This is a genomic window from Gardnerella vaginalis (genome assembly GCF_001563665.1).
Classification (GTDB): Bacteria; Actinomycetota; Actinomycetes; order Actinomycetales; family Bifidobacteriaceae; genus Bifidobacterium; species Bifidobacterium vaginale_A.
In genome coordinates this window covers 90,580-111,655 of sequence record NZ_KQ961857.1, presented here as the reverse complement: position 1 = coordinate 111,655, position 21,076 = coordinate 90,580, and the positions used below count along the sequence as shown (strand labels likewise).

At 36.9% G+C, this 21,076-nt stretch carries 15 protein-coding genes, 1 other RNA gene and 1 pseudogene; 13 read left to right on the top strand and 4 right to left on the bottom strand.

The window, feature by feature from the left end:
- The first annotated feature begins 173 nt into the window (after positions 1 to 173).
- The 8 genes from HMPREF3230_RS02470 (at position 174) to HMPREF3230_RS02435 (ending at position 9,734) form a co-directional block, all read left to right on the top strand.
- Complete coding sequence (locus HMPREF3230_RS02470; protein ID WP_075523390.1) at positions 174 to 776, top strand: arginine repressor; 603 nt, start codon at positions 174 to 176, stop codon at positions 774 to 776.
- Between the two features lie 86 nt (positions 777 to 862).
- Positions 863 to 2,182: a tyrosine--tRNA ligase gene (gene tyrS, locus HMPREF3230_RS02465; RefSeq protein ID WP_075523389.1), complete on the top strand. Its 1,320-nt coding sequence runs from the start codon at positions 863 to 865 to the stop codon at positions 2,180 to 2,182.
- Positions 2,183 to 2,355: 173 nt separating this feature from the next.
- Positions 2,356 to 4,083 carry a hypothetical protein gene (locus HMPREF3230_RS02460; protein ID WP_075523465.1) on the top strand — a complete coding sequence of 576 codons (1,728 nt, stop codon included), beginning with the start codon at positions 2,356 to 2,358 and terminating at the stop codon, positions 4,081 to 4,083.
- 94 nt (positions 4,084 to 4,177) lie between these two features.
- Positions 4,178 to 5,290, top strand: coding sequence for an HAD-IIA family hydrolase (locus tag HMPREF3230_RS02455; RefSeq protein ID WP_075523388.1), 1,113 nt, complete (start codon positions 4,178 to 4,180; stop codon positions 5,288 to 5,290).
- The gene (locus tag HMPREF3230_RS02450; protein WP_082266253.1) at positions 5,287 to 6,192 is read left to right on the top strand and encodes a TlyA family RNA methyltransferase; all 906 of its coding nucleotides are present in this window, start codon (positions 5,287 to 5,289) and stop codon (positions 6,190 to 6,192) included. Before HMPREF3230_RS02455 ends, HMPREF3230_RS02450 begins: the two co-directional genes overlap by 4 nt.
- A 91-nt stretch (positions 6,193 to 6,283) precedes the next feature.
- On the top strand, positions 6,284 to 7,213 hold the full coding sequence (locus tag HMPREF3230_RS02445; protein WP_075523387.1) for an NAD kinase: 930 nt from the start codon (positions 6,284 to 6,286) through the stop codon (positions 7,211 to 7,213).
- Positions 7,198 to 8,997 (top strand): DNA repair protein RecN, encoded by a 1,800-nt coding sequence (gene recN, locus HMPREF3230_RS02440; RefSeq protein ID WP_075523386.1) that lies wholly within the window; start codon positions 7,198 to 7,200, stop codon positions 8,995 to 8,997. The genes HMPREF3230_RS02445 and recN overlap by 16 nt, the downstream gene beginning before the upstream one ends.
- Before the next feature lie 53 nt (positions 8,998 to 9,050).
- Entirely contained in the window at positions 9,051 to 9,734 is a 684-nt protein-coding gene (locus tag HMPREF3230_RS02435) for an HAD family hydrolase (protein WP_075523385.1), read from the top strand.
- Positions 9,735 to 9,742: 8 nt separating this feature from the next.
- On the opposite strand, the gene rnpB is transcribed toward HMPREF3230_RS02435, so the two are convergent.
- An RNA gene (rnpB, locus tag HMPREF3230_RS02430) (RNase P RNA component class A) lies at positions 9,743 to 10,120 on the bottom strand.
- A gap of 223 nt (positions 10,121 to 10,343) precedes the next feature.
- On the opposite strand from rnpB, the gene hpf reads away from it, so the two are divergent.
- Both hpf and secA read left to right on the top strand, forming a co-directional pair.
- Positions 10,344 to 11,018 carry a ribosome hibernation-promoting factor, HPF/YfiA family gene (hpf, locus tag HMPREF3230_RS02425; RefSeq protein WP_075523384.1) on the top strand — a complete coding sequence of 225 codons (675 nt, stop codon included), beginning with the start codon at positions 10,344 to 10,346 and terminating at the stop codon, positions 11,016 to 11,018.
- Between the two features lie 253 nt (positions 11,019 to 11,271).
- Positions 11,272 to 14,055, top strand: coding sequence for a preprotein translocase subunit SecA (gene secA, locus HMPREF3230_RS02420; protein ID WP_075523383.1), 2,784 nt, complete (start codon positions 11,272 to 11,274; stop codon positions 14,053 to 14,055).
- 231 nt (positions 14,056 to 14,286) lie between these two features.
- On the opposite strand, the gene HMPREF3230_RS02415 is transcribed toward secA, so the two are convergent.
- Entirely contained in the window at positions 14,287 to 14,862 is a 576-nt protein-coding gene (locus HMPREF3230_RS02415) for a hypothetical protein (RefSeq protein ID WP_075523382.1), read from the bottom strand.
- An 81-nt stretch (positions 14,863 to 14,943) separates the two neighbouring features.
- Here HMPREF3230_RS02415 and HMPREF3230_RS02410 point away from each other — a divergent pair, with 81 nt between their 5' ends.
- Positions 14,944 to 15,639, top strand: a complete 696-nt coding sequence (locus HMPREF3230_RS02410; protein WP_075523463.1) for a lysophospholipid acyltransferase family protein — start codon at positions 14,944 to 14,946, stop codon at positions 15,637 to 15,639.
- A 128-nt stretch (positions 15,640 to 15,767) separates the two neighbouring features.
- Here the strand turns inward: HMPREF3230_RS02410 and HMPREF3230_RS02405 are convergent, their stop codons facing one another.
- Positions 15,768 to 18,215, bottom strand: coding sequence for a Stk1 family PASTA domain-containing Ser/Thr kinase (locus HMPREF3230_RS02405; protein WP_075523381.1), 2,448 nt, complete (start codon positions 18,213 to 18,215; stop codon positions 15,768 to 15,770).
- A gap of 81 nt (positions 18,216 to 18,296) precedes the next feature.
- Entirely contained in the window at positions 18,297 to 19,412 is a 1,116-nt protein-coding gene (locus tag HMPREF3230_RS02400; RefSeq protein WP_075523380.1) for a polyprenyl synthetase family protein, read from the bottom strand.
- 346 nt (positions 19,413 to 19,758) lie between these two features.
- On the opposite strand from HMPREF3230_RS02400, the gene HMPREF3230_RS02395 reads away from it, so the two are divergent.
- A complete protein-coding gene (locus HMPREF3230_RS02395) occupies positions 19,759 to 20,634 on the top strand; it encodes a hypothetical protein (protein ID WP_075523379.1) in 876 nt (291 codons plus the stop codon).
- A gap of 173 nt (positions 20,635 to 20,807) precedes the next feature.
- Positions 20,808 to 21,076, top strand: a pseudogene (locus HMPREF3230_RS06510) (hypothetical protein); the annotation flags it as partial.

Here is a 21,076-nt window from a genome sequence, read left to right as displayed (position 1 = left end):
GTTTTCATTCGTTCAGTTACACTATTTATGTGTTTTAGAATTATTTTGATTTTATATATTGATTGTTTTTGATTTATATAAAATTGTGTAAAAAATTAAATATTTATTAGTATTTTAATGTATATTAGATTGGAATAATCTGTAAAAAGGTATATAAAAGGTGCATAAATATTATGACTAAATCTAATAAAACGTTTAAGAATGTAAGCGTAAATGATTTTGATAGTTATGATTATGCAGATGACAATAATGGAGCAGAAGAATTTAATACTAGTAAATCAGTTGGAAAGCAACGCCCTGTTACTAAAGCTGCACGATTAAATGCAATTGAGCAAGCTATCTTAAGTGAGGTTATTACTTCACAATCTCAGCTTTCTAAGATTCTAGCTCGTCACGGTTTTTATGTTACTCAAGCTACTTTGAGTCGTGATTTAGACGAAATGAATGCTGTTAAAATACGTCTTACTGATGGTAGAATCGCATATGTTTTAGGTGATGGTACTGGAAACCGCCATGCTATGGATACTGTGCGTATTGATCAGCAAGTTGCGCGTGTGGTTTCAGGACTTATCACAGAAGTTGGTTTCGCAAATAATATTGTTGTAATTCATACTCCATCTGGAGCTGCACAGTATGTTGCTAGTGTTATTGATAAGCAACCATTAAAAGGTATTCTTGGCTCTGTTGCTGGAGATGATACTGTGATTATGGTTTGCGTATCTAATGAGGAAGCTGAAAAAAGAGCAAACTGGTTACTTTCTGTTGTTTCAAAATAGTGTCGTCATCTACTGACAAAATTGAAAGGCTTATAGCGCTTTAAGCGCATGATATTTTCTGTAATTTTTGCAATAAGGAGATACGAATGGCTCAGGTCAGGAATTACAAAGAGGCTGGGTTTGCTTCTTTGTTTGAAGAGCTGAAATGGCGTGGATTGATTTCGCAATCTACTGACGAGAAGCAGCTTGCTCAAGCACTTGACGGAGAACCATTGACGTATTATTGCGGATATGATCCTACTGCTGCTTCTTTGCATATAGGTAATCTTGTTCAGCTTATTAATATGCGTCATTTGCAAGTTGCAGGACATCATCCTATTGCCTTAGTTGGTGGAGCTACCGGTTTGATTGGAGATCCTCGTCAAAGTGGAGAGCGCACGCTAAATTCTAAAGATATTGTTTCTGCTTGGGCTGATCGTTTACGTAAGCAAATTGGAAGAATTTTGCCGCTTGATGGAGAAAATCCAGTGCGATTCGTAAGTAATTATGACTGGGTTTCAAAGATGTCTGCTATAGATTTCTTGCGTGATGTTGGTAAAAATTTCCGCGTTGGTACGATGCTTTCTAAAGATATTGTTGCTAGGCGTTTGAATTCTGATGAAGGTATTTCATTTGCTGAGTTTAGCTACCAAGTTTTGCAAGGAAATGACTTTTTGTACTTATTTGATAATTACAACGTTACTTTGCAACTTGGCGGTTCAGATCAGTGGGGTAATTTAACTTCTGGAATGGATTTGATTCGTAAAGTTCGTGGAGCATCTGTGCATGTGTTTACAAGCCCGATTATTACAGATAATCAAGGTCGTAAATTCGGCAAATCTGAAGGTAATGCCATGTGGCTTGATCCTACTATGCTTAGCCCTTATCGTTTCTATCAATTCTGGTTTAATCAGCCTGATGATGAAGTAGTGAAGCTTTTGAAGGCTTTTACGTTCCTTCCAAAGAGTGAGATTGAGCGTCTAGAACAGCAAATACAGGAAGATCCTGGTAGTCGTGAAGCTCAGAGAGTTTTAGCTTGGGAAGTTACAAGTTTTGTGCATGGCGAGGATGTTACAAATCAGGCTATTTCTGCTTCATCTGCTTTGTTTGGTCGTGGAGATCTTAGCAATATTGATGAGCAAACTCTTGAAGCTGCAATAGATGGCGTTAAAGTTAAAAACGAAGATGGAAATTTGGATTTTGCTAAGTCTAGTGTAGGTAATCGTATTGTTGAAGCATCTGTTGCAGCAGGATTGTTCAGCACTATTTCTGAAGCTCGCCGTGCTATTACTTCTGGCGGCTTGTATTTGAATAACGAGCGCGTAAATAGTGTTGATGACGTTTTAGGTGAAGATTCGTTCTTGCATAATCGATTTGCTTTACTTCGTAGAGGTAAGAAAGCTATTGGTGCTGTTGAGAGAATATGATTTGTTTTTAATGTAATCTTGAATTATTAGAATTATAAGCAAATTGTATAAGTATTTATTGCTAGATGTGCGAATATTTCTGTGTCTAGCATTTATTGAGTTTAATAAATAGTTGAATTATGCTTTTGCAATTATTAAGTTGCAATTAAGCGTTAGTGAGAGGTATGCCAATAATGGGCGAAGAACGTGGGTATTCTAGAAGCGGTGGCAAGTCGTTTAGTGGACGAGGAAAATTTGGTGGTCATCGTAGAGGTGCCAAAAGTGGAGGTGCTGAGAGACATGGCGGTTTTCACAAAGATGGCTTAAGACGCGATGGTTTCCACAAGGGTTCCTTTAAGCGCGATGGCGAGCGCAATGATCGCAATGAGCGCCGTGATTTTGATAGCAATGATACTAGACGAGATGGTGCTAGAAAGTCTTTCAATAAGAGCGGTTTTAAGCGCGATGGTTTTAAGCGCGATGGTTTCCATAAGGGTTCCTTTAAGCGCGATGGCGAGCGCAATGATCGCCGTTTCAATCATCGTTTTGACAGCAATGATGAATCTAGATTTGAACGTTCTGATGCTTATCGTTCGCAAAATAGCGGTTCAGTGAAAAGCGGTAACCCACGTTATAAGAAGTCTGATAATAATCGTTTTAATGGCAATGATGAACGTTATGATAATCGCAAGTCAAGTCGTGATGGTTTTAATAATGGCGATTTTCGTAAAGATGGAGTAAAGCGTAATGGTTTCCATAAAGATGGTTTCCATAAAGATGGTTTTAAGAATCATGGTGAGCGCCGTTTAGAGAATCGTGATTCAAATCGTGCTTCTCATAGCGAAAATCGTTATAATCGCTATGATAAGCGCGTTGAAGATCGTAATTTTAATTATGAGAATGGTCCGCGCCGTAATTCTGATGGAACTATTTCGTATCCTTCGCAAAATCCATATACTGCGCGCCGTCCAGGCGAGCCTAAAATGCCTAAGGGTATGGAGTGGGCAATGCTTTCTAAGGAATCTCGTGAACGTTTGCGAGGACTTTCTAAAGAGCATGCAGAAAATATTGGTTTGCATATTCTTGCTGCTTATGCGTTGGAAGAGGAAGAGCCGAAGTTGGCTTTAGAGCATGCTAAATGGGCTGCTAAGCAAGCTTCTCGTATTGATTTTTCTCGAGAAACGTTAGCTTTTATTGCTTATCGTCAGGGTGATTATAAGTTAGCTGCGAGAGAATTTCGTACAGCAATGCGTATGAATGGTTATCTTGATTATTTGCCTTTTATTGCTGATTGCGAACGCGGAATTGGTAATCTTGATAAAGCATTAGAAATATGCATGTCTGATGAAGCTAAATCTGTTGTTGGAGAAGTAAAAGCTGAATTATTCTTAGTTTATGCTGGAGTTTTAGCTGATACTAATCATATTGATAAAGCTATTGAGCTTGTTCATGTTATGGGACGTTCAAAGGGTTTGCCTGGAGAGTATCGCATGCGTGCTATTCAAGCTGAACAATACTTCTTAGAAGAAGCTGGAAGAAGTGATGAAGCTCTTGAATTAGAAGGATTGTTAGATCGCTTAGAAGAGCAATATGCGGATATTGAAGATGATGAAGTTAATCCGGAAGATATTGTGATTGACTATGATTTGGAACATTTCAATGAGTCTTTGTTAGAAGATATTGGAGTTAGTAAAGATGATGCAAAATTTGCTCCTGAAGATTCTGAAGATTCTTATGACTCTTATGATTCTGAAGACTCTGAAGATTCAGATGATTCTGAAAGCTTAGATGATTCTAGTTTTGAGGAATCTAAATCTGATTCTCTAGCAGAATCTGAAAATTCTGAAAAAGATAATAATAAATTAAGTAGTTCAGATAATGTTGAAACTACTTCAAATGGAACTGTTGATTCTAAAGAATAACATTCAAAACTAATTTTTGTGCCCGGCTACTTTGTGTTGACAATAGTGAGTCGGGCAATTGTTAATTTGCGATTAAATTATGCGAGGAAGTCTTATGCAATTTAATAAACGAACAAATTTATTGTCAAGTGAACGATTTTTAAGTGAATCCTTTAATTTAGCATTACTTGATTTAGATGGTGTTGTTTATAGAGGTGGAAATGCTGTTGCAAATGCTTGTGAGGCTATTGCTGGTGCGCAAAATCGCGGTATGTTTATTGAATATACAACTAATAATTCTTCTCGTTTTCCTACTGTTGTTGCAAAGCAATTGGAAAGTTTTGGACTAAAAGTAGAGCCATGGCAGATTATTACATCCTCAGTTGTTGCTGCTCGAATGGTTGCGCGTCACGTAGATCGTGGTGCGAAGGTCCTTGTCTTGGGTGCAGAACATTTGCTCCAAGAGGTGAAAAAAGTAGGACTTGAACCAGTACTTTCATGCGAAGATTCTCCTCAAGCTGTAATTCAAGGCTGGTATCCTCAAATGACGTGGCTTGAAATGGCTGAAGTTTCATTCGCTATTGAGCATGGTGCGAAATATTTTGTTACAAATCGTGATTTAACAATTCCTCGTGAGCTTGGAATTGCTCCAGGATGCGGTTCTATGATTCAAGCTGTAATTAACGCTACTGGAGTTGAACCAATTGCATCTGCAGGTAAACCAGAGTCTGCAATGTATGATGAAGCAAGATTGCTTGTTGCTGCAAATGCAAATAGTAATGATTTAGCATCTATTAAGGATTCTTGCGATTATACAGAAAAAGATGAGTGCGCTAATCCTGTTATAAGCATAGATGATTCTCTTGCTGTTGGAGATCGTCTAGATACAGATATTGAAGCTGGTACGAGAGGTGGGTATAAGTCGTTGCTTGTTCTTACAGGTGTTACGAATCCTAAAATGTTAATGCTTGCTCCAGATTATTTGCGCCCTAGCTTTGTGTCTGCTGATTTAAGAGGTTTAAACGAATCTCATGAAGCGCCAAAACGTATTGACGAAAATACTTTTGTTTGTGCTAATGCTAGAGCGAAACTTGTTGATAATCGTTTAATTGAAGTAAGTGATTCTAGTGATTGCAATGCTTTGCGTGCTGCTTGCGCTTTGACGTGGAGTTTGAAAGATAGTGGAGAAAATCTAGATGATTATATTCTTCCGGAGTTTTGTTTATGAGCGCGAGTAAAGATTTTATAAATTTTACTAAAGTTGAATCTAATTTTCGCGAAAGTGGTTCTGGCTTTGAGTCTTCTGAATCTGATTCGTGTTCTCGTGCTATCTTTCAAACGTCTGGTTCTCGCGCGAGTAGTTCTGATTTTTTTGAGCGTTTAGATTGTGCGCTAGTAAATCGAGGTTTAGCTGAAAGCAGGACAATTGCTCAGCGTTTAATACGTTCTGGAATTGTTAATGTAAATAATCGAAATATTAAAAAACCATCATTTTTAGTAAAAACTGACGAAAAAATAAGTTTTAATGAGTCTAAAAATGTAGATTCTTGTCTTAAATATGTTTCTAGAGGAGCTCTTAAATTAGAAGGAGCATTTTCGTTATTTGAAAATCTTGGTCTTGAAATCAATTCATCAACTAAAGCTTTAGATATTGGTGCTTCAACTGGTGGTTTTTGTGATGTTTTATTACAAAGAGGAGTTGAATCTGTTATAGCTTTAGATGTTGGGCATGGACAGTTGCATCAAAAAATCGCATCTAATCCAAAAGTGATTGAAATGAGTGGAGTAAATATTCGAGATGTTTATGAAGAAGATCTGCCATATAAGCCTAATTTGATTGTTTCGGATGTTTCTTTTATTTCTCTTACTTTAGTTATTCCAGTAATTGCTCGTATTGCTGATTTGAAAACAAACGTTGTTCTGTTAGTTAAGCCGCAATTCGAAGTAGGTAAAGGTAATCTTGGCAAAGGTGGGATTGTAACAGATGAAAATCTTCGAATTAAAGCGTTAGAAACAGTTATAGATTGTGCTAAAAATAATGGTTTTCAAGTTGTATCTACTCATGAATCTCCTATAGAAGGTACGCATGGCAATATTGAGTATCTTCTTTATGCGCGTGTTAATTATTGAATAAAGTTTTTAATTAGTTTTGCACAATGTGTTATGTAACAATTACAATAGTTGTTGTTATGTTATGAACAGTGTGATGGGGGGCTGTGCAATGCCGGAACAATTCATAGGAGATGTTGCTTCGGGTTCTCGCCGTGCGCTAGTTGTTACTCATGCGAGATTAGATAAACACAGCGCTGTTGTTATGCAAGTTACTAGAAGACTTGTTGATGCAGGATTCAATGTTGATGTATTTAATAGTGCTTCGCTTTCAGATTTTGCTCAAAAGCCTTGCTGCATAGTTGATGAAAATACTGAAATTGTTGTTGTTCTTGGTGGAGATGGCACTATGCTCCAAGCTGCTGAGTTAGTGCATTGTACTCCAGTTCCAATTATCGGTATAAATCTAGGGCATGTTGGATTTTTAGCTGAATTTGAAAGTTTTCAAATTGATGAAGCTATTCATAGAATTGCTAAAAAAGATTATTTTTTGGAACATAGAATGGAAGCGCATGTAGATGTATGGCTTCCTGGAGAAAGTGAACCATTATGTGATTGGGCGCTTAACGATATTACGCTTGATAGATCTGACAGGGGTCGTATGGTTGAGCTTTCAATTCGTGTTGACGATGTAGAAATGTCTTCTTTTGGTTGTGACGGAGTAATAGTTTCAACTCCTACAGGTTCTACGGCATATGCTTTTTCTGCAGGAGGTCCAATTATGTGGCCAAATGTTGAAGCTTTACAATTAGTTCCTTTAGCTGCTCACGCGCTTTTCGCTAGGCCTCTTGTTATTGGTTCAGGCTCTACTTTTACAATTGACATTCTTGACAATTCATCTTCAGGTGGTTGGATTTGCTGTGATGGTAGACGTCAAAGAGCTCTTCCGAAAGGTTCTAGGATTCAGATTCGTCAATCTAAAGATGAACTATTTTTAGCTCGTCTTTCAGGCGTGTCTTTTACTCAAAGATTAGTTACTAAGTTCGATTTGCCAGTTGTTGGTTGGCGTGAAAATAGAGGTATCGCATGCTCGAAGAATTAGAGATTCGTAATTTAGGACCAATTTCTCACGCATTGTTCACTCCTTCTCATTCTATGACTGCTATTACTGGAGAAACTGGAGCTGGTAAATCAATGTTATTAAGTGCTATTTCATTGATTTCTGGTGGGAAAGCGCAATTGTCGAGAATAGCAGCAAATGCTGATGAATCATGGGTACAGGGCGTATTTTGTACATATAAAGATAGTTCTTTAGCGAATTTATTACAATCGTCTGGAATTTATTTAGAAGAATCAGATACAAATAATTCAAAATTAGATGTTTACGTATCTCGTAGCATTCCTAAAAATGGAAGATCTAGAGCAACGGTTTCTGGTAAAGGTGTTCCTAAAACTTTATTAAGTCAAATTTCTTCTTATGCAATTACAATTCATGGTCAAAGTGACCAATTGCGAATTGCATCTAAAGCAAATCAGCGTGATTTTCTTGATATTATTGCAAACGATAGTGCAGAATTAAAAGAATATTATAATGCTTTTCAGGATTGGAAAAGCGCTAAAGAATCATATAATCGCATTATAAATCAAGAATCTTCAGTTCGTCAGCGCGCTGATTATTTGAGAGAATCATTAGAAAAAATAGATCATATTGATCCTAAACCTAATGAAGATATAGATCTTATTGAAAAAAGGAATCGCATAGAAAATGCTGCTCAAATTATTAGGGGAGTAAGTGATGCAGTTTCATCTATAGATGCTAGTCAAATTGATTATTCTTCTGATTCTATTGATATATTGCATCTTATAGATAATGCTATTAAAGCACTTAGATCTATTCGCATTGAAGGCTTATACGATGATATTTTAAATCAGCTAGATGATATTTCTGCACAACTTTCAGATATCGTTATGCAATTAACGCAGCAATTAGATATTGATGAGAGTCAAGAAGATTTAGATTCTATCAATGCTCGTATTCATGATTTAAATGAGCTTACTAGAAGATGGGGTCCTAAAATAGAGGATGTTCTTGAGTGGTCTAAAAAAGCTAGATATGAATTAGAAGATTTAGATGATTCTCCAGAGGCTATAAAACGTGCTAAAGAATTATGCAATGAGAAATATTGTAATGCTTTGCGTTTAGCTAAAATATTAACTGAAAAGCGTGTTGATGCTGCAAGAAAACTTAGTGATGATGTTACTGAAGAACTCAAATCTTTAGCTATGCAAGATGCGCTCCTCATTGTGAAAGTTGTTGAAAATGAAAAAGATGGCTCTGGTGATATTCGTTTAGATAGTCATGGTGCAGATAGTATTGAGTTTTTATTTAAGCCATTTCCAGCATCTTCAGATTTACCTATTGCTAGTAGTGCTTCAGGTGGAGAATTAAGCAGATTGATGTTAGCTATGGAGCTCGTTGCTGCTCGTTGTAGGCGTAATGATAATCACGAGATGACTTTTATTTTTGATGAAGTCGATGCAGGTGTTGGAGGTGTTGCTGCTCTTGAGCTTGGAAAACGATTGGCTCAGCTTGCTAAGAGTTGTCAAGTTATTGTAGTAACTCATTTAGCTCAAGTTGCTTCTTTTGCTGATACTCAATATGTTGTACAAAAGACTATAGAGCACAAAGAGAATAGTTTGAATCAAAATGATTCTGCTGCTGATTCTGCTGCTGCTTCTGATTCTTCTACGCTTTTAGCAGATACTACTATAACTAAATTGGGGTATGAAGATCGTGTTCTAGAAATTGCTCGAATGCTTTCAGGAAGTGATTCTAAAGCTTCTTTGCAACACGCTAGAGAATTGCTGGAAAATAGTAAAATTTAATAATTTCGTTGTTCGTGTTTCGTATTGTGGGATTTTTATGTAGGGATTTTTATATGAGCGAAAATATTTTATTTGATAATTCTAATTGCGCTGCAATTTTTGATTTTGATGGTACTTTACTTGATTCATTAAATGTGTGGGACGATATAGATAATGAGAGTTTTGCAAAACGTGGAGTAGCTGTTCCAGAAGATTTTGCGAATTCTACAGCTACATTCACTCCAAGGCAGGTTGCTGATTACGTTATAGAGCATTTTGGCTTTACGGATTCTCCTGAAGATTTAATGAAAGAGTGGCAAGATATGGCTGCTGATGCGTATGCAAATCGTTTAGAGTTGAGAAAAGGCGCGAAAGATTATGTTATTTATTTACGTAAAAGTCGTGCAAAATTAGTTCTTTTAACTTCTCTTTCTAAAACGTTGTGTGAGCTTTCATTGAAACATACTGGATTGCGTGAATATTTCGATTTTATTATTTTTGGAGAAGATTTAGAAAAAACTGGGAAAAATAGAGCGCAAACCTATATAGATTTAGCGAATAAAATTGGTGTTTTACCTAATAATTGTACTGTTTTTGAAGATTCTGATGTAGCATTAAGCTCTGCGAAGAAAGCAGGTATGAAAATTTGCAAAATTTTTGATTGCGTGCCAGCAAAAAGCTTAAAGAATAATGCATTTGATGGCTGCTGTACAGGTTTTTCTGATTTTTCGCTTGCGCCAAAAAATCTTAAAGAATAATCAATGTTGAGGTGAGGTTTCACATACCCCGGGTTTTGTCGCGTGAAAATTACACGCGGATGACCATCCATCTCGATTTGACGTTACCGCCAAACTCTAGCAGTCTACCCGAAGACTTGAGCGAGCAGCTCTTAACGTCTTCTGCTTGACCTTGCTCCCAATGAGGCTTGCCATGCGGCTAACTGTTACCAGAAGCCCGGTGGTCTCTTACACCGCCGTTTCACCCTTACCTAACGAAACAATAGAACGCTAGGCGGTTTACTTTCTGCTGCGCTATCTCTCAGGTCGCCCTGGGCGGACGTTATCCGCCATTGTGCTCTTTGGAGCCCGGAAGTTCCTCAGTCGCTCCGAATGAACATTGCGACCGCGGTCATCGTGAAACCTCAACCTTCCTAAGTATAGCAGAGTTAATTCGTATAGTAAAAAAAGTTAATTTTATAGCCAGATTTCCTTGTAAATGACGCATTTTTAACATATTTTTTGTGCAATTTTTAACACTCGCTAGGCTCTTGCGAATAAAAACTGTATAATGGGTTACATCGATAGCATCGAGGCTGTCGATTTGCATACAAGTCGAGTTTAAAGCTCGTGTTAGTTTAGGAGGTTCGCATGGAAATCGTCATAACCGGACGTCATACACAGATTAAGCCAAAGTTCCGTGACGTTGTGGAAAGCAAGATGAGTCGTGTGACCGCCATTGCTCCGGATGCGCAGCGAGTACAAATCGTTGTTTCGCATGAGGGTAATCCACGGCAAGCAGATACAGCAAAACGAGTAGAGATTACAGTTGTTGCTGGAAGTACAGTTATTCGTGCTGAGGCAGCGAGTACTGATCAATACAGTGCTTTGGATATGGCGCTTGATAAGTTGACGTTACGTTTACGCCGTACTCGTGATCGCCGTAAGGATCATCGTCGTGGATACACTCAAATGGCTCCAGTTGATTTAGGTGTAGTTACTCCATCTGTTGAAGATGAATTAGATGAAGAATCAGAAATCGAAGAGAACGATAACAATAGCGCTGATGCTGCTGTTGCATCTGATCTTGGTCCTGGTGAATCTGTTGAAGTGAGTGTAGGAAATACTCCTATTGTGATTCGCCGTAAGCTTCATATTGCTGAACCTATGAGTATCGATGAAGCTTTGTATGAAATGGAGCTTATAGGTCACGATTTCTTCCTGTTTGTTAATAAGGAAACCATGCGTCCATCGGTTGTATACCGTAGACATGGTTGGAGTTATGGAGTATTTGAGATTGATACTCCTGAGAATGTTAATAAGTGATAAAAGACGAGATTTTAAAATAAAAATCGCGATTTAAAAGAATTGCGGCAAATGGATATGAACAATATGCCCACTAGGTGTAAACTTAGTGGGCATTACATATTATTAAGTGGGAATCGTCGTTTATTCGTGCGAATGAGTCTTTAAATAACGCGCTTGAGTTTTTAAAAATCCCAGCTGTCGCGTAATATAGGCTCAGTTTCGTCTATGCTGGCTAAGGCGTCTGCATAGACACGACCTAAGGGAGTGAAACGTGGTAGATATCGTCGACAAAGCCTTGCGCATGGGTGAAGGCCGTCAGTTGAAGCGCCTTGAGAATGTGGCGAAGGCTGTGAATGCGTTGGAAGAAAATATTTCTGCGCTTTCAGATGAAGAATTGAAGGGGCAAACTGCCAAGTTTAAGCAGCGTGTAGACAATGGTGAATCGCTGGATGAACTTATGCCTGAAGCTTTCGCTACAGTGCGAGAAGTTTCTAAACGTACCCTTGGTCAACGCCATTTTGACGTGCAGCTTATGGGTGGAGCTGCATTGCATTGGGGAAATATTGCAGAAATGAAAACTGGTGAAGGTAAGACTTTGGTCGCTACTTTACCAAGCTATTTGAACGCTTTAGAAGGTAAAGGCGTACACGTTGTTACAGTCAACGATTATCTTGCTAGTTATCAAAGTGAGTTAATGGGACGTATTTACAGATTCCTTGGTATGAGTGTTGGATGTATTATTACAGATCAGCAGCCTCCTGAGCGCCGTAAGCAATATAATGCTGACATTACTTATGGAACTAATAATGAGTTTGGTTTCGATTATTTGCGTGACAACATGGCTTGGGAAAAGAGTGAGCTTGTTCAGCGTGGTCATCATTATGCAATCGTTGATGAGGTTGATTCTATTCTCATAGATGAAGCTCGTACTCCTTTGATTATTTCAGGTCCTGCTGAAGGAGATGTAACTCGTTGGTATCGCGAGTTTGCAAAACTTGTTTTGAAGTTGGATCGTGACAAAGATTACGAGATTGATGAAAAGAAGAAGACTGCTGGTATTCTCGATTCAGGCATTGAAAAGATTGAAGATTATCTAGGAATTGATAATCTTTATGAGCCAAGTAATACAGCACTTGTTGGTTACTTGAATAATGCTTTGAAAGCTAAAGAATTGTTCCTTCGCGATCGTGATTATGTTGTAACGAATGGTGAAGTTTTAATTGTTGATGAACATACTGGTCGTGTTCTTCCAGGACGTAGATATAGCGAAGGCTTGCATCAAGCTATTGAAGCTAAAGAAGATGTGGAAGTTAAGGCAGAAAATCAGACTTTTGCAACAATTACTTTGCAAAATTACTTCCGTATGTACGATAAACTTGCAGGTATGACTGGTACTGCAGAAACTGAAGCTGCAGAATTTATGGGTACATACAAGTTAGGCGTGTTGCCAATTCCTTCTAATCGTCCTGTAATTCGTATGGATAAAGATGATTTGATCTTCCGCACTAAGAAAGAAAAGCTTGCTGCTATTGTTCGTGACGTTGCAATTCGTCACTCTAAAGGTCAGCCTGTTCTTCTTGGTACAGCATCAGTAGAATCATCTGAAATAGTTTCTTCTTTGCTTGATGTTGCTCGTATTCCTCATCAGGTTTTGAACGCTAAGCAAAACGCTAAAGAAGCTGCTGTTGTTGCTGTTGCAGGTCGTAAAGGTGCTGTAACAGTTGCTACTAATATGGCAGGCCGTGGTACTGATATTATGCTCGGCGGTAATGTTGAGTTCCTTGCTGATGCAAAGTTGAAAGCTGAAGGATATTCCCCAGACGATACTCCTGATGAGTATGAGAAGCGTTGGCCTGGTGTTTTGGCAGAAGTTAAAGAACAAGTTAAGGATGAGCACGAAGAAGTTAAGAAACTTGGTGGCTTGTATGTTCTTGGCACTGAACGCCATGAATCTCGCCGTATTGATAATCAGCTTAGAGGCCGTTCTGGTCGTCAGGGCGATCCAGGAGAGTCACGTTTCTACTTGAGCTTGGAAGATGACTTGATGCGTTTGTTTAACACTCAGCTTGTTGCTCGTGTTATGGCAAAAGGATTGCCAGAAGGTGAGCCAATCGAGTCTAAGTATGTGTCTAACGGCGTTCGTACAGCACAAAAGTCTGTTGAAGCTCGTAACTTTGAAATGCGCAAGAACGTTTTGAAGTATGACGATGTTATGAATAAGCAGCGTACTGTTATTTATTCTGAGCGTCAAATGGTTCTCAAGGGTGAAGATATTCATAGTGATATCTTGAAGTTCATTTCAGATACTGTTGAAAGCTATGTTCGTGGTGCTAATAATGGATCTGATAAGCCAGAAAATTGGGACTATGATGGTTTGCAATCAGCTCTTGAAATGGTTATGCCTGTGGAGCTTGATTGGGATGATGTTTGCGGTAGTATCTCTAAGCTTAAAGGCGAGAAGGCTGTTATAGCTTTGCGTGATATTATCGTTGATTGCGCTGAGGAAGCTTATGGCAAGTTAGAAGATCGTCTAGGTGAAGAAGGTCTTCGTCAGCTTGAGCGTAGAGTAGTGTTATCTGTGCTTGATCAGAAGTGGCGTGAACATCTTTATGAGATGGATTATCTTAAAGATGGCATCGGTCTTCGCGGTATGGGTCAGAGAGATCCACTGGTTGAATATCAGCGTGAAGGGTATCAGATGTACAATTCCATGATTGAAGCCATTAAGGAAGAATCTATCCAATTGCTATTCCATATTGACATTGATCAGATTGCATCTAGTGATTACGATGACGATTCTGAAATTGATGACGATATTGCTGATGTTTCTTCTGAAGTTGAAGCAGAAGATCAAGCTGTTGGAGTTGTTGGACCTGCACCTTTGAGCCATGCTGAAGGCGAAGTTCCATCCAGCATGCGTCCAAAAGCTGAAGAGTGGAAGACTCCATGGTCTGATGGACGTACCTTCCCTGGAACTAACAAGAATGATGAATGCCCATGTGGTTCTGGACGAAAGTACAAGTTATGCCATGGTCAGAATGAAGTAGAAGAATAATATTAAATTTGTTATACTTCGTTTGATAATTCAAAATTTAATAAAATAAAATGAAATGTGGAGATTAGCTTTATTGCTTTTCTCCACATTTTTGTTTGTTTATCTATCTGTTTGTTTGTTTATCTATTTATCTGTTTGTTTATCTATCTGTTTGTTTATTTATTTATTTATATCTATCTATATCTGTATCTGTTTATCTACCAATAAATAATTTTGAGTTCGTTTTATCTATTAGACTCGTGCTCCATTTCCATAATCGCTATAATCATTGTTATCGTGTCTATCTTTACGAATCATCAATAATCCAACTCCTGCAATGATTATAAAAACTATGCTTATTGTTGCTGCAATAGAAGCGATGATTGGAATAAAAGCACTTGTTATAATTCCAGCAATTCCTACGAGTAATACGAGCCATAATATGACTACGCTTTTACGAATATTTTTGAAATGCGGATTTGGCGCAACGAAGTCATCTGAATATTCTTCCATTGTATCGTCAACGTCAAGCCAGCTTGAACGTATATTATCTCTAGGTCCGTGAGATAAAAATATTTCTCTTTCAATTCTTAAATTTCTTATCGCATTTTTTCTCGCCTCTTCCTCCTTCCTTTTAATATTGCGTTTATCTTCTCGCTTTGCGTGCTTTTCAAATTCTTTTGCGCTTTTAGATTTCTCTATGTCGTTAAAATCTTGTGAATGTTCCGATATAAAACTAGACCAGTCATCTTGAAAATCATTTGAATTATTATTGCTGTTTTTGTTATTTTCAAGGTGAGGGGAGTTGGTATTCTTAGATGATGTCATGAGTTATACTGTATCAAGTCTGCTTGATAGCGTACGTATAAGAGATTAAATATTATGCGTTATGCTAAGAAAGGATTTCGCATGCTTTATTGGTTTTTTGTAAAAGGGTTGGGATTTATAGCTCGTATGAGGATTCATCCGAGTGTAAAAGGCGTTGAAAATATTCCAAAGAAAGGTGGCGCTATTATTGCAGCTAACCATCTTGCTGTTATCGATGATGCCTTATTACCTTTAACTTGTCCTAGAATGATACATTTTATGGGCAAAGCAGAATACTTTGAAGGCAAAGGCTTGAAAGGTCGTTTTAAGAAGTGGTGGTTTACTTCTGTTGGAGTGTTTCCTGTTGATCGTTCAGGTGGAGCTCGTTCTGAAAGTGCATTAAAACATGCGCGCGCTATACTCGAAAAAGGTCAGCTTTTTGGTATTCACGTGGAAGGCACTAGAAGCCCTGATGGACGTTTATATAAAGGTCATACTGGAGCTGCTCGTCTTGCGTTAGAAACAGGATGTCCTATCATTCCTGTCGCTATTATTGGAACTAGGCAATTGCAACCTAAAGGTACTGTTATACCTTTATCTGGTAAGACTCAAGCAATTTATGGTGAGCCAATTCATGTTGAGCGTGTGACAAGTGATGAAGAAATTACGCGTGAACGCTTGCGTGAAATTACTGACGCTATTACTCGTTCTATTGCATCTATGAGCGGTCAAGAATATGTTGACGAATATGCTCAAACTGTTAAACAGCGTATGAATGAAGAAAAGAAGTGCAACTAATCAGCGCATTCTATTAGTTTACTTGTTATTGTTAATAACAAACCTATGTGATTTGTATAAGATGTAACTCCAACATATTACAAAACACTGAAACAACAGCGAAAAGCAGTAAAAATAATAGCGTATGCTCATACTACTGTAAGTGTAATAACAGTTGCATTGCCGCTATTATCTTTTAGACGTACTTCTTTGCCAGGGCTAGTAGATTGAAGACGAACAACATGCGTAAAATCTCCAAGAGGAGCTGAAATCTTCACTTGTAATCCTAAATCTTCCAAAATCTTACGAGCTTCATCTTTATTTTTCCCTCGTACGTCAGGCATGATTACAGTTTGAGGTCCTTTTGAAATAACAATTGAAACAGAATCGCCCCAATGGAGTTTTTCTCCTTTAGGCTTGGACGCACTTATAACGTTTCCTTTGCTAACAGTATCGCTATATTCTTCGCTATATGTTGCATTCAGTTTTAAGTCATTTAATGACTGTTGAGCATTATCTTTACTTTTGTTTACTATATCTGGCATTTCAACTGGCATAGGGCCTTTAGAAAGTATTACTGTTACAGGTTTATTATGATCTGTTGTTGTTCCAGCTTGTGGTGAAACGTCAATAATCTCACCTTTTGGAACATCCAAAGAATACATATCGAGAATATCCCTATGAATAATATTTGTGAATCCAGCTTTACGTAATATTTCTATAGGTTTATTAGATTTAGAAGAAAGTATGTCAATAGGAATAGTTGCTTGTTTAATGCCGCGAGAAACAATGATTTTCGCGTATTCGTGATTGTGTTTATTTATATGACTTCCTACGAGATCAGGTGTTGTTGATATTACGTTTCCTGAATCAATGTCATCGCTGTATTCTAATTCAACTTTGTAAGGTATTCCAGCGACTTTAAGAGTACGCTCATAATTTTCCCACTTGATATCAGCTATTTTGCACGTTTTTGTTCTGGAACAAGATAAGTCATCTGGTTTTGGCAAAGTCCAATAACTATTTGGTCCATAGAAATACCAAATTATTGCGCATGCTACTATAAATATTGAAGCTAAAATTGTAATAGCAATAAATATTACTTTTTTACGAGATGTTTTGCCTTGTGTTTCTTTCGTTTTAGAAGAGTTGCTGTATATTTTAGATTTTTCTAATGCAATAGTTGGAAGATTACTATCATTAAAATCTTCTAATGGATCATTATTGTAGTTGTAATCTACATCACTAGTTTTTGCGCTACGCCAAGGCATTGCTTGAGTGATATTATTGGTTGAACTATTTTTCGCTTGTGTATTATCTTTGCTAATTAAATTATTTTCGGATTCTGCAATATCGTAGCTTTTATCTTGATTAAGTTCATTATGTTCATTAAGTTCATTAGATTTTTTAGATGGTGGTAATGGAATATCGTCATCGTTTACGCTTCTAATATCATTATCAAGAAAATCTGGTAAGTTAATAATATTTTCAGATTCGCTAGTTTCGTTTGCGCTGTCTTTAGCGGTTTTTTCGTTTAATTCGCTAGTTTCTTCGCTATTAGACGGATTTTCTATAGTATTTTGATGCGTATAACTAGTATCTTCTTCATTTGCATTTTCAACTTCGTTTTCATTAGAAATCTTTAGATTATCTAATTTGCGGCTATTTATAAGCATAGTTGAATCATCTAATATATCTTCGCTTTTAATTTCAGATTCTTTAAAACGGTATGACCAATCTTTTGATGTAAGCTCTTTACTTATAGTTCGTAATTCAGCTAACGCTTCAGAAGCATTATCAGGTCTTAAATTCATATCTCGAGATGTAAGTTTTTCTAAGAATTTTGCAACTTTAATATTTATTCCAGTACAAACTGTTGTAATAGAAGGAGTATCTTCGTGGACATGCTTAAAAACTAGCGTAACAGGGTTATCTGCTGTAAAAGGCACTTTTCCTGCTAACATTTCCCATGCCATAGTTCCTGCTGAATATAAATCGCCTTGTGGTGTTGCAAGATTTTTTTCAATCATCTCTGGTGCCAAGTAAGCAGCTGTTCCTAAAAGCAATCCAGTAGAAGATAATGTTGCTTGAGAAATAGCCCTAGCTAATCCAAAATCTGTGATTTGAACATTTCCGCGATCGTTTATAAGTATGTTTTCTGGTTTAATATCTCTGTGTACAACACCGGCAATATGAGCTGAAGCTAATCCATCGAGAGTTTGCGCAAGTAAACGAAGAGTATCTTTTACGCTAAAAGTTCCGTGCATATTCATTTCATAGCGCAAATTAACGCCATGAACATATTCCATAACTAAATAGTCAAGTCCTTCAAATTCGCCTGTGTCATAGACTTGTACAATATGAGGGTTAGCAATCTGTGCTGCGGACGTAGCTTCTCTGCGGAATCTGGCTATAAATTGCTCTCTGTGCACGCCTTGAGCTAATTGTGTATGCATTATTTTAATCGCAACAGGTCTGCTAAGTCGTTCGTCTTGCGCTTGATACACTGTGGCCATGCCGCCTTCAGCTATTTTTCGCACTATGCGATATCTGTTTTCAATACGCATACCTTTTTGTACTTGTTTCGCGTCACTCATTGTTGCAAATCCTTATATGCGAATCATACTTCACTATTTACGAGTGTACAGGCATGTAGGTAGAGAATTAAAGTTTTAGTATTATATTCTCCACTGTTCTGGAATAAAACGTTCAATAATTGATTGCATAATATTTTTAGCTTCTTCGCTTAATTCGCTATTTTGAAGAGCTTGTTGAGATTGTTCCCAAAGATCCTTAATGCGTTTCTTTGATTTTTCGATTGCTCCGCTTTTATAGAAAATATCTATAATTCTCTTCACATCTCCGCTGCTTCTATGCTTTTTAGTGTATGCTTTCTTCAAATAAGCTTTATCTTTTTCATTGCTATTTTGAAGTGCGTCTGCAAGAAGAGTTGCACGTTTTCCTTCTCGTATATCTCCTCCAACTGGTTTACCAGTATGTTTAGGATCTGAAACTACGTCTAATAAATCATCTGCTAATTGGAATGCGATTCCTAAAGGTTCTCCAATTGAATAAGCTAGATCGTTTGCGAGTTTAGGGTCTAATCCTGCAGAAAGGAAACCTAATTTTATAGGAGATATCGTTGTGTAACTAGCAGTCTTCCATTTAAATACGTTAAGAGAAGATTGTGCAAGAAGTTCAGTATTATCTAAGTCCATCATTTCAATAGATATATCTAGTACTTGCCCTACGCACACGCTTCGTTGAGTATCTGAAAATGTTAGAAGAAGTTCTTGAGTATTTTTAAGATTTTTTGCGCAATTGCCAGCTATGTTAAAGCTTTCTGCTGCTAACAAATCGCCTAACATAATTCCTAAGCCAGTGCCTATACGTAAATTGTTATAGACTTTAGAAAATGCGCAATATGCACTTGGTATACCTCGTCTTAAAGAAGATTCGTCAATAATATCATCGTGTATTAAAGCTGCTGTTTGAAAAACTTCAATAGCACAAGCTAAGTCAATCATTGATGCGCGATTGAAATTTTCTTTTGAATTTTCGCTAGAACTTTTATTAGAGGAAATCGTTGAATTTGCTGCATCATATGATAATAGCGACAATAATGCTCTTAAGCGTTTGCCGCCTTTGCTAGAAGTTAAAGCTTGATTTACTACTGTTTCCATAGTGTCTTTGCATGAGGAATGTAGATTTTGGCATGCAGGCATTTCAAATTGTTCTGATGTGAGTGTGCAAATACGTTGTTCTATTTGTTTAAGTTCCGCATCAATATCCATAGTATGAAGTTATACACATTGTTTCGACATTATTCCAGTCGAGAATGTATTTCTGTGTGTCTGTTTTATTGGTTGATTTAGCGTAGATCTTGTTAGTTGTAAATAGCATGCGTTCAAGTGAAACTGTATGTGTGTAAACAAGATTGTATTCACGAGATTGTATTCACGAGATTGTATGCGCGAAACTCTATGCGCACAAGTTTTATGAACTTCTGAATGAACTTCTGACCACAATCGCAATTTTTTATTGCTACATTGAAAATTTCTTGAGAAACTTCTTTTACAAAACTTAATAATAAATGAATTATTGAGTTGATTTAGTTGATTATTAAATATTGGGGGAGTTATGGGGATTTTGGCTGTAGACGATATTGATACAATTGGGAAAATTGACTTATTAAGTGATCATCCTATAAAAGAGAATATTATTGATGATTCTTTATCTCGATTATTTGATTTGTCTTATATATCTAAAAATCATGATGAAGATTCTAATTGGATTGAATCTATACGATCAAAAGTAGGTAGTTGTATAGAAAAATACAATAGTTTTGCTAATAGATTCAATAAAAGTATTGCAAATAAAGTATATGCGAATCAAGCTTTGCACAGATGGTACAATACTTTTTCTTACAAAAGTAACTATGAAACTAAATATTATGAATCTATTGAATCCATTGAATCAATTAACAAATGTGATGGCGAAAAAACGAGTTTGAATAATGGATTATTAGGAGTTGATTTTATAAATTTAGCTTTGGCTATGAATAGTAATATAAATGTTCGTGATGCAATGCTAATCGCTATTTTAGATTGTTATCACGAATGGTATGACTATGATAGTTTATGCGCTGTAGCTTTTGAACCTCATACAAAAAGTGTTTCTGAATATCTTCATAAGTGTTTGGAAGATAAATTTATTAGATATACTCACAAGCCCGATATGCTTATGGTTTCAAATGTTATTGATACTTTAACTGCAATGGCTTATATTATGCGAGATGCGCGAGAGTTTACAACTCATATTTATGCATTGATTGCTTATTTAAGTTGGTGGTTTAGATTCGGTAATGTAGAGTATTACACTAATCTTGCTTTAAGCGTATGTTCAGATTGTTCTATGGCAAGAATTGTTCAATCTGCATATAGAAATGGCGTAGAGGCGCCGTGGTTAAAAGAATACGATAAAGATAAAGGTTTGTGTTTGACTAGTCGTATATAAAGTCTGATTGAAAATTGGGAGCGTGTTGTTATTAGCTAATTATTTTGCATTTTATTTGTGTTTTAGTTTGTCTTTGCAATGTGATTAACTTACAAGACGCAAAAATTTGACCTTGCTATATCTATGCCTATATGCAATTATTAGTGCAGTAAGGGTTCTATCAGGAGGAATAGTTGACGAGTGAAGAATTAGAAATTGATGAACTTGCTAGTGAAGAAAGTAAGTCAACAAAAGCTCGTAGAACTAATGGTACTCGTAAAAGTAGTGCTCGTTCGTCTTCAAAAAAACTTGCATCTTCGCGCTCGCAAAAGAAATCTGATGAGTCTTATGATGAAAGTGACAATGATGAATTTATGAAATCTGAAAATGATATAGATGAATCAGATTCATTAGATTCCTCTGAGAGCAATCTTGATGATGTTGATTCAATTGACGATGTTGA

Bases quoted from the DNA above. Each gene is read 5' to 3' on its own strand.
- recN (WP_075523386.1), top strand. From the start codon at position 7,198: ATGCTCGAAGAATTAGAGATTCGTAATTTAGGACCAATTTCTCACGCA.
- hpf (WP_075523384.1), top strand. From the start codon at position 10,344: ATGGAAATCGTCATAACCGGACGTCATACACAGATTAAGCCAAAGTTC.
- HMPREF3230_RS02455 (WP_075523388.1), top strand. From the start codon at position 4,178: ATGCAATTTAATAAACGAACAAATTTATTGTCAAGTGAACGATTTTTA.
- HMPREF3230_RS02400 (WP_075523380.1), bottom strand. From the start codon at position 19,412: ATGGATATTGATGCGGAACTTAAACAAATAGAACAACGTATTTGCACA.
- HMPREF3230_RS02435 (WP_075523385.1), top strand. From the start codon at position 9,051: ATGAGCGAAAATATTTTATTTGATAATTCTAATTGCGCTGCAATTTTT.
- HMPREF3230_RS02410 (WP_075523463.1), top strand. From the start codon at position 14,944: ATGCTTTATTGGTTTTTTGTAAAAGGGTTGGGATTTATAGCTCGTATG.
- HMPREF3230_RS02445 (WP_075523387.1), top strand. From the start codon at position 6,284: ATGCCGGAACAATTCATAGGAGATGTTGCTTCGGGTTCTCGCCGTGCG.
- HMPREF3230_RS02395 (WP_075523379.1), top strand. From the start codon at position 19,759: ATGGGGATTTTGGCTGTAGACGATATTGATACAATTGGGAAAATTGAC.
- HMPREF3230_RS02470 (WP_075523390.1), top strand. From the start codon at position 174: ATGACTAAATCTAATAAAACGTTTAAGAATGTAAGCGTAAATGATTTT.
- HMPREF3230_RS02450 (WP_082266253.1), top strand. From the start codon at position 5,287: ATGAGCGCGAGTAAAGATTTTATAAATTTTACTAAAGTTGAATCTAAT.
- HMPREF3230_RS02415 (WP_075523382.1), bottom strand. From the start codon at position 14,862: ATGACATCATCTAAGAATACCAACTCCCCTCACCTTGAAAATAACAAA.
- tyrS (WP_075523389.1), top strand. From the start codon at position 863: ATGGCTCAGGTCAGGAATTACAAAGAGGCTGGGTTTGCTTCTTTGTTT.
- HMPREF3230_RS02460 (WP_075523465.1), top strand. From the start codon at position 2,356: ATGGGCGAAGAACGTGGGTATTCTAGAAGCGGTGGCAAGTCGTTTAGT.
- HMPREF3230_RS02405 (WP_075523381.1), bottom strand. From the start codon at position 18,215: ATGAGTGACGCGAAACAAGTACAAAAAGGTATGCGTATTGAAAACAGA.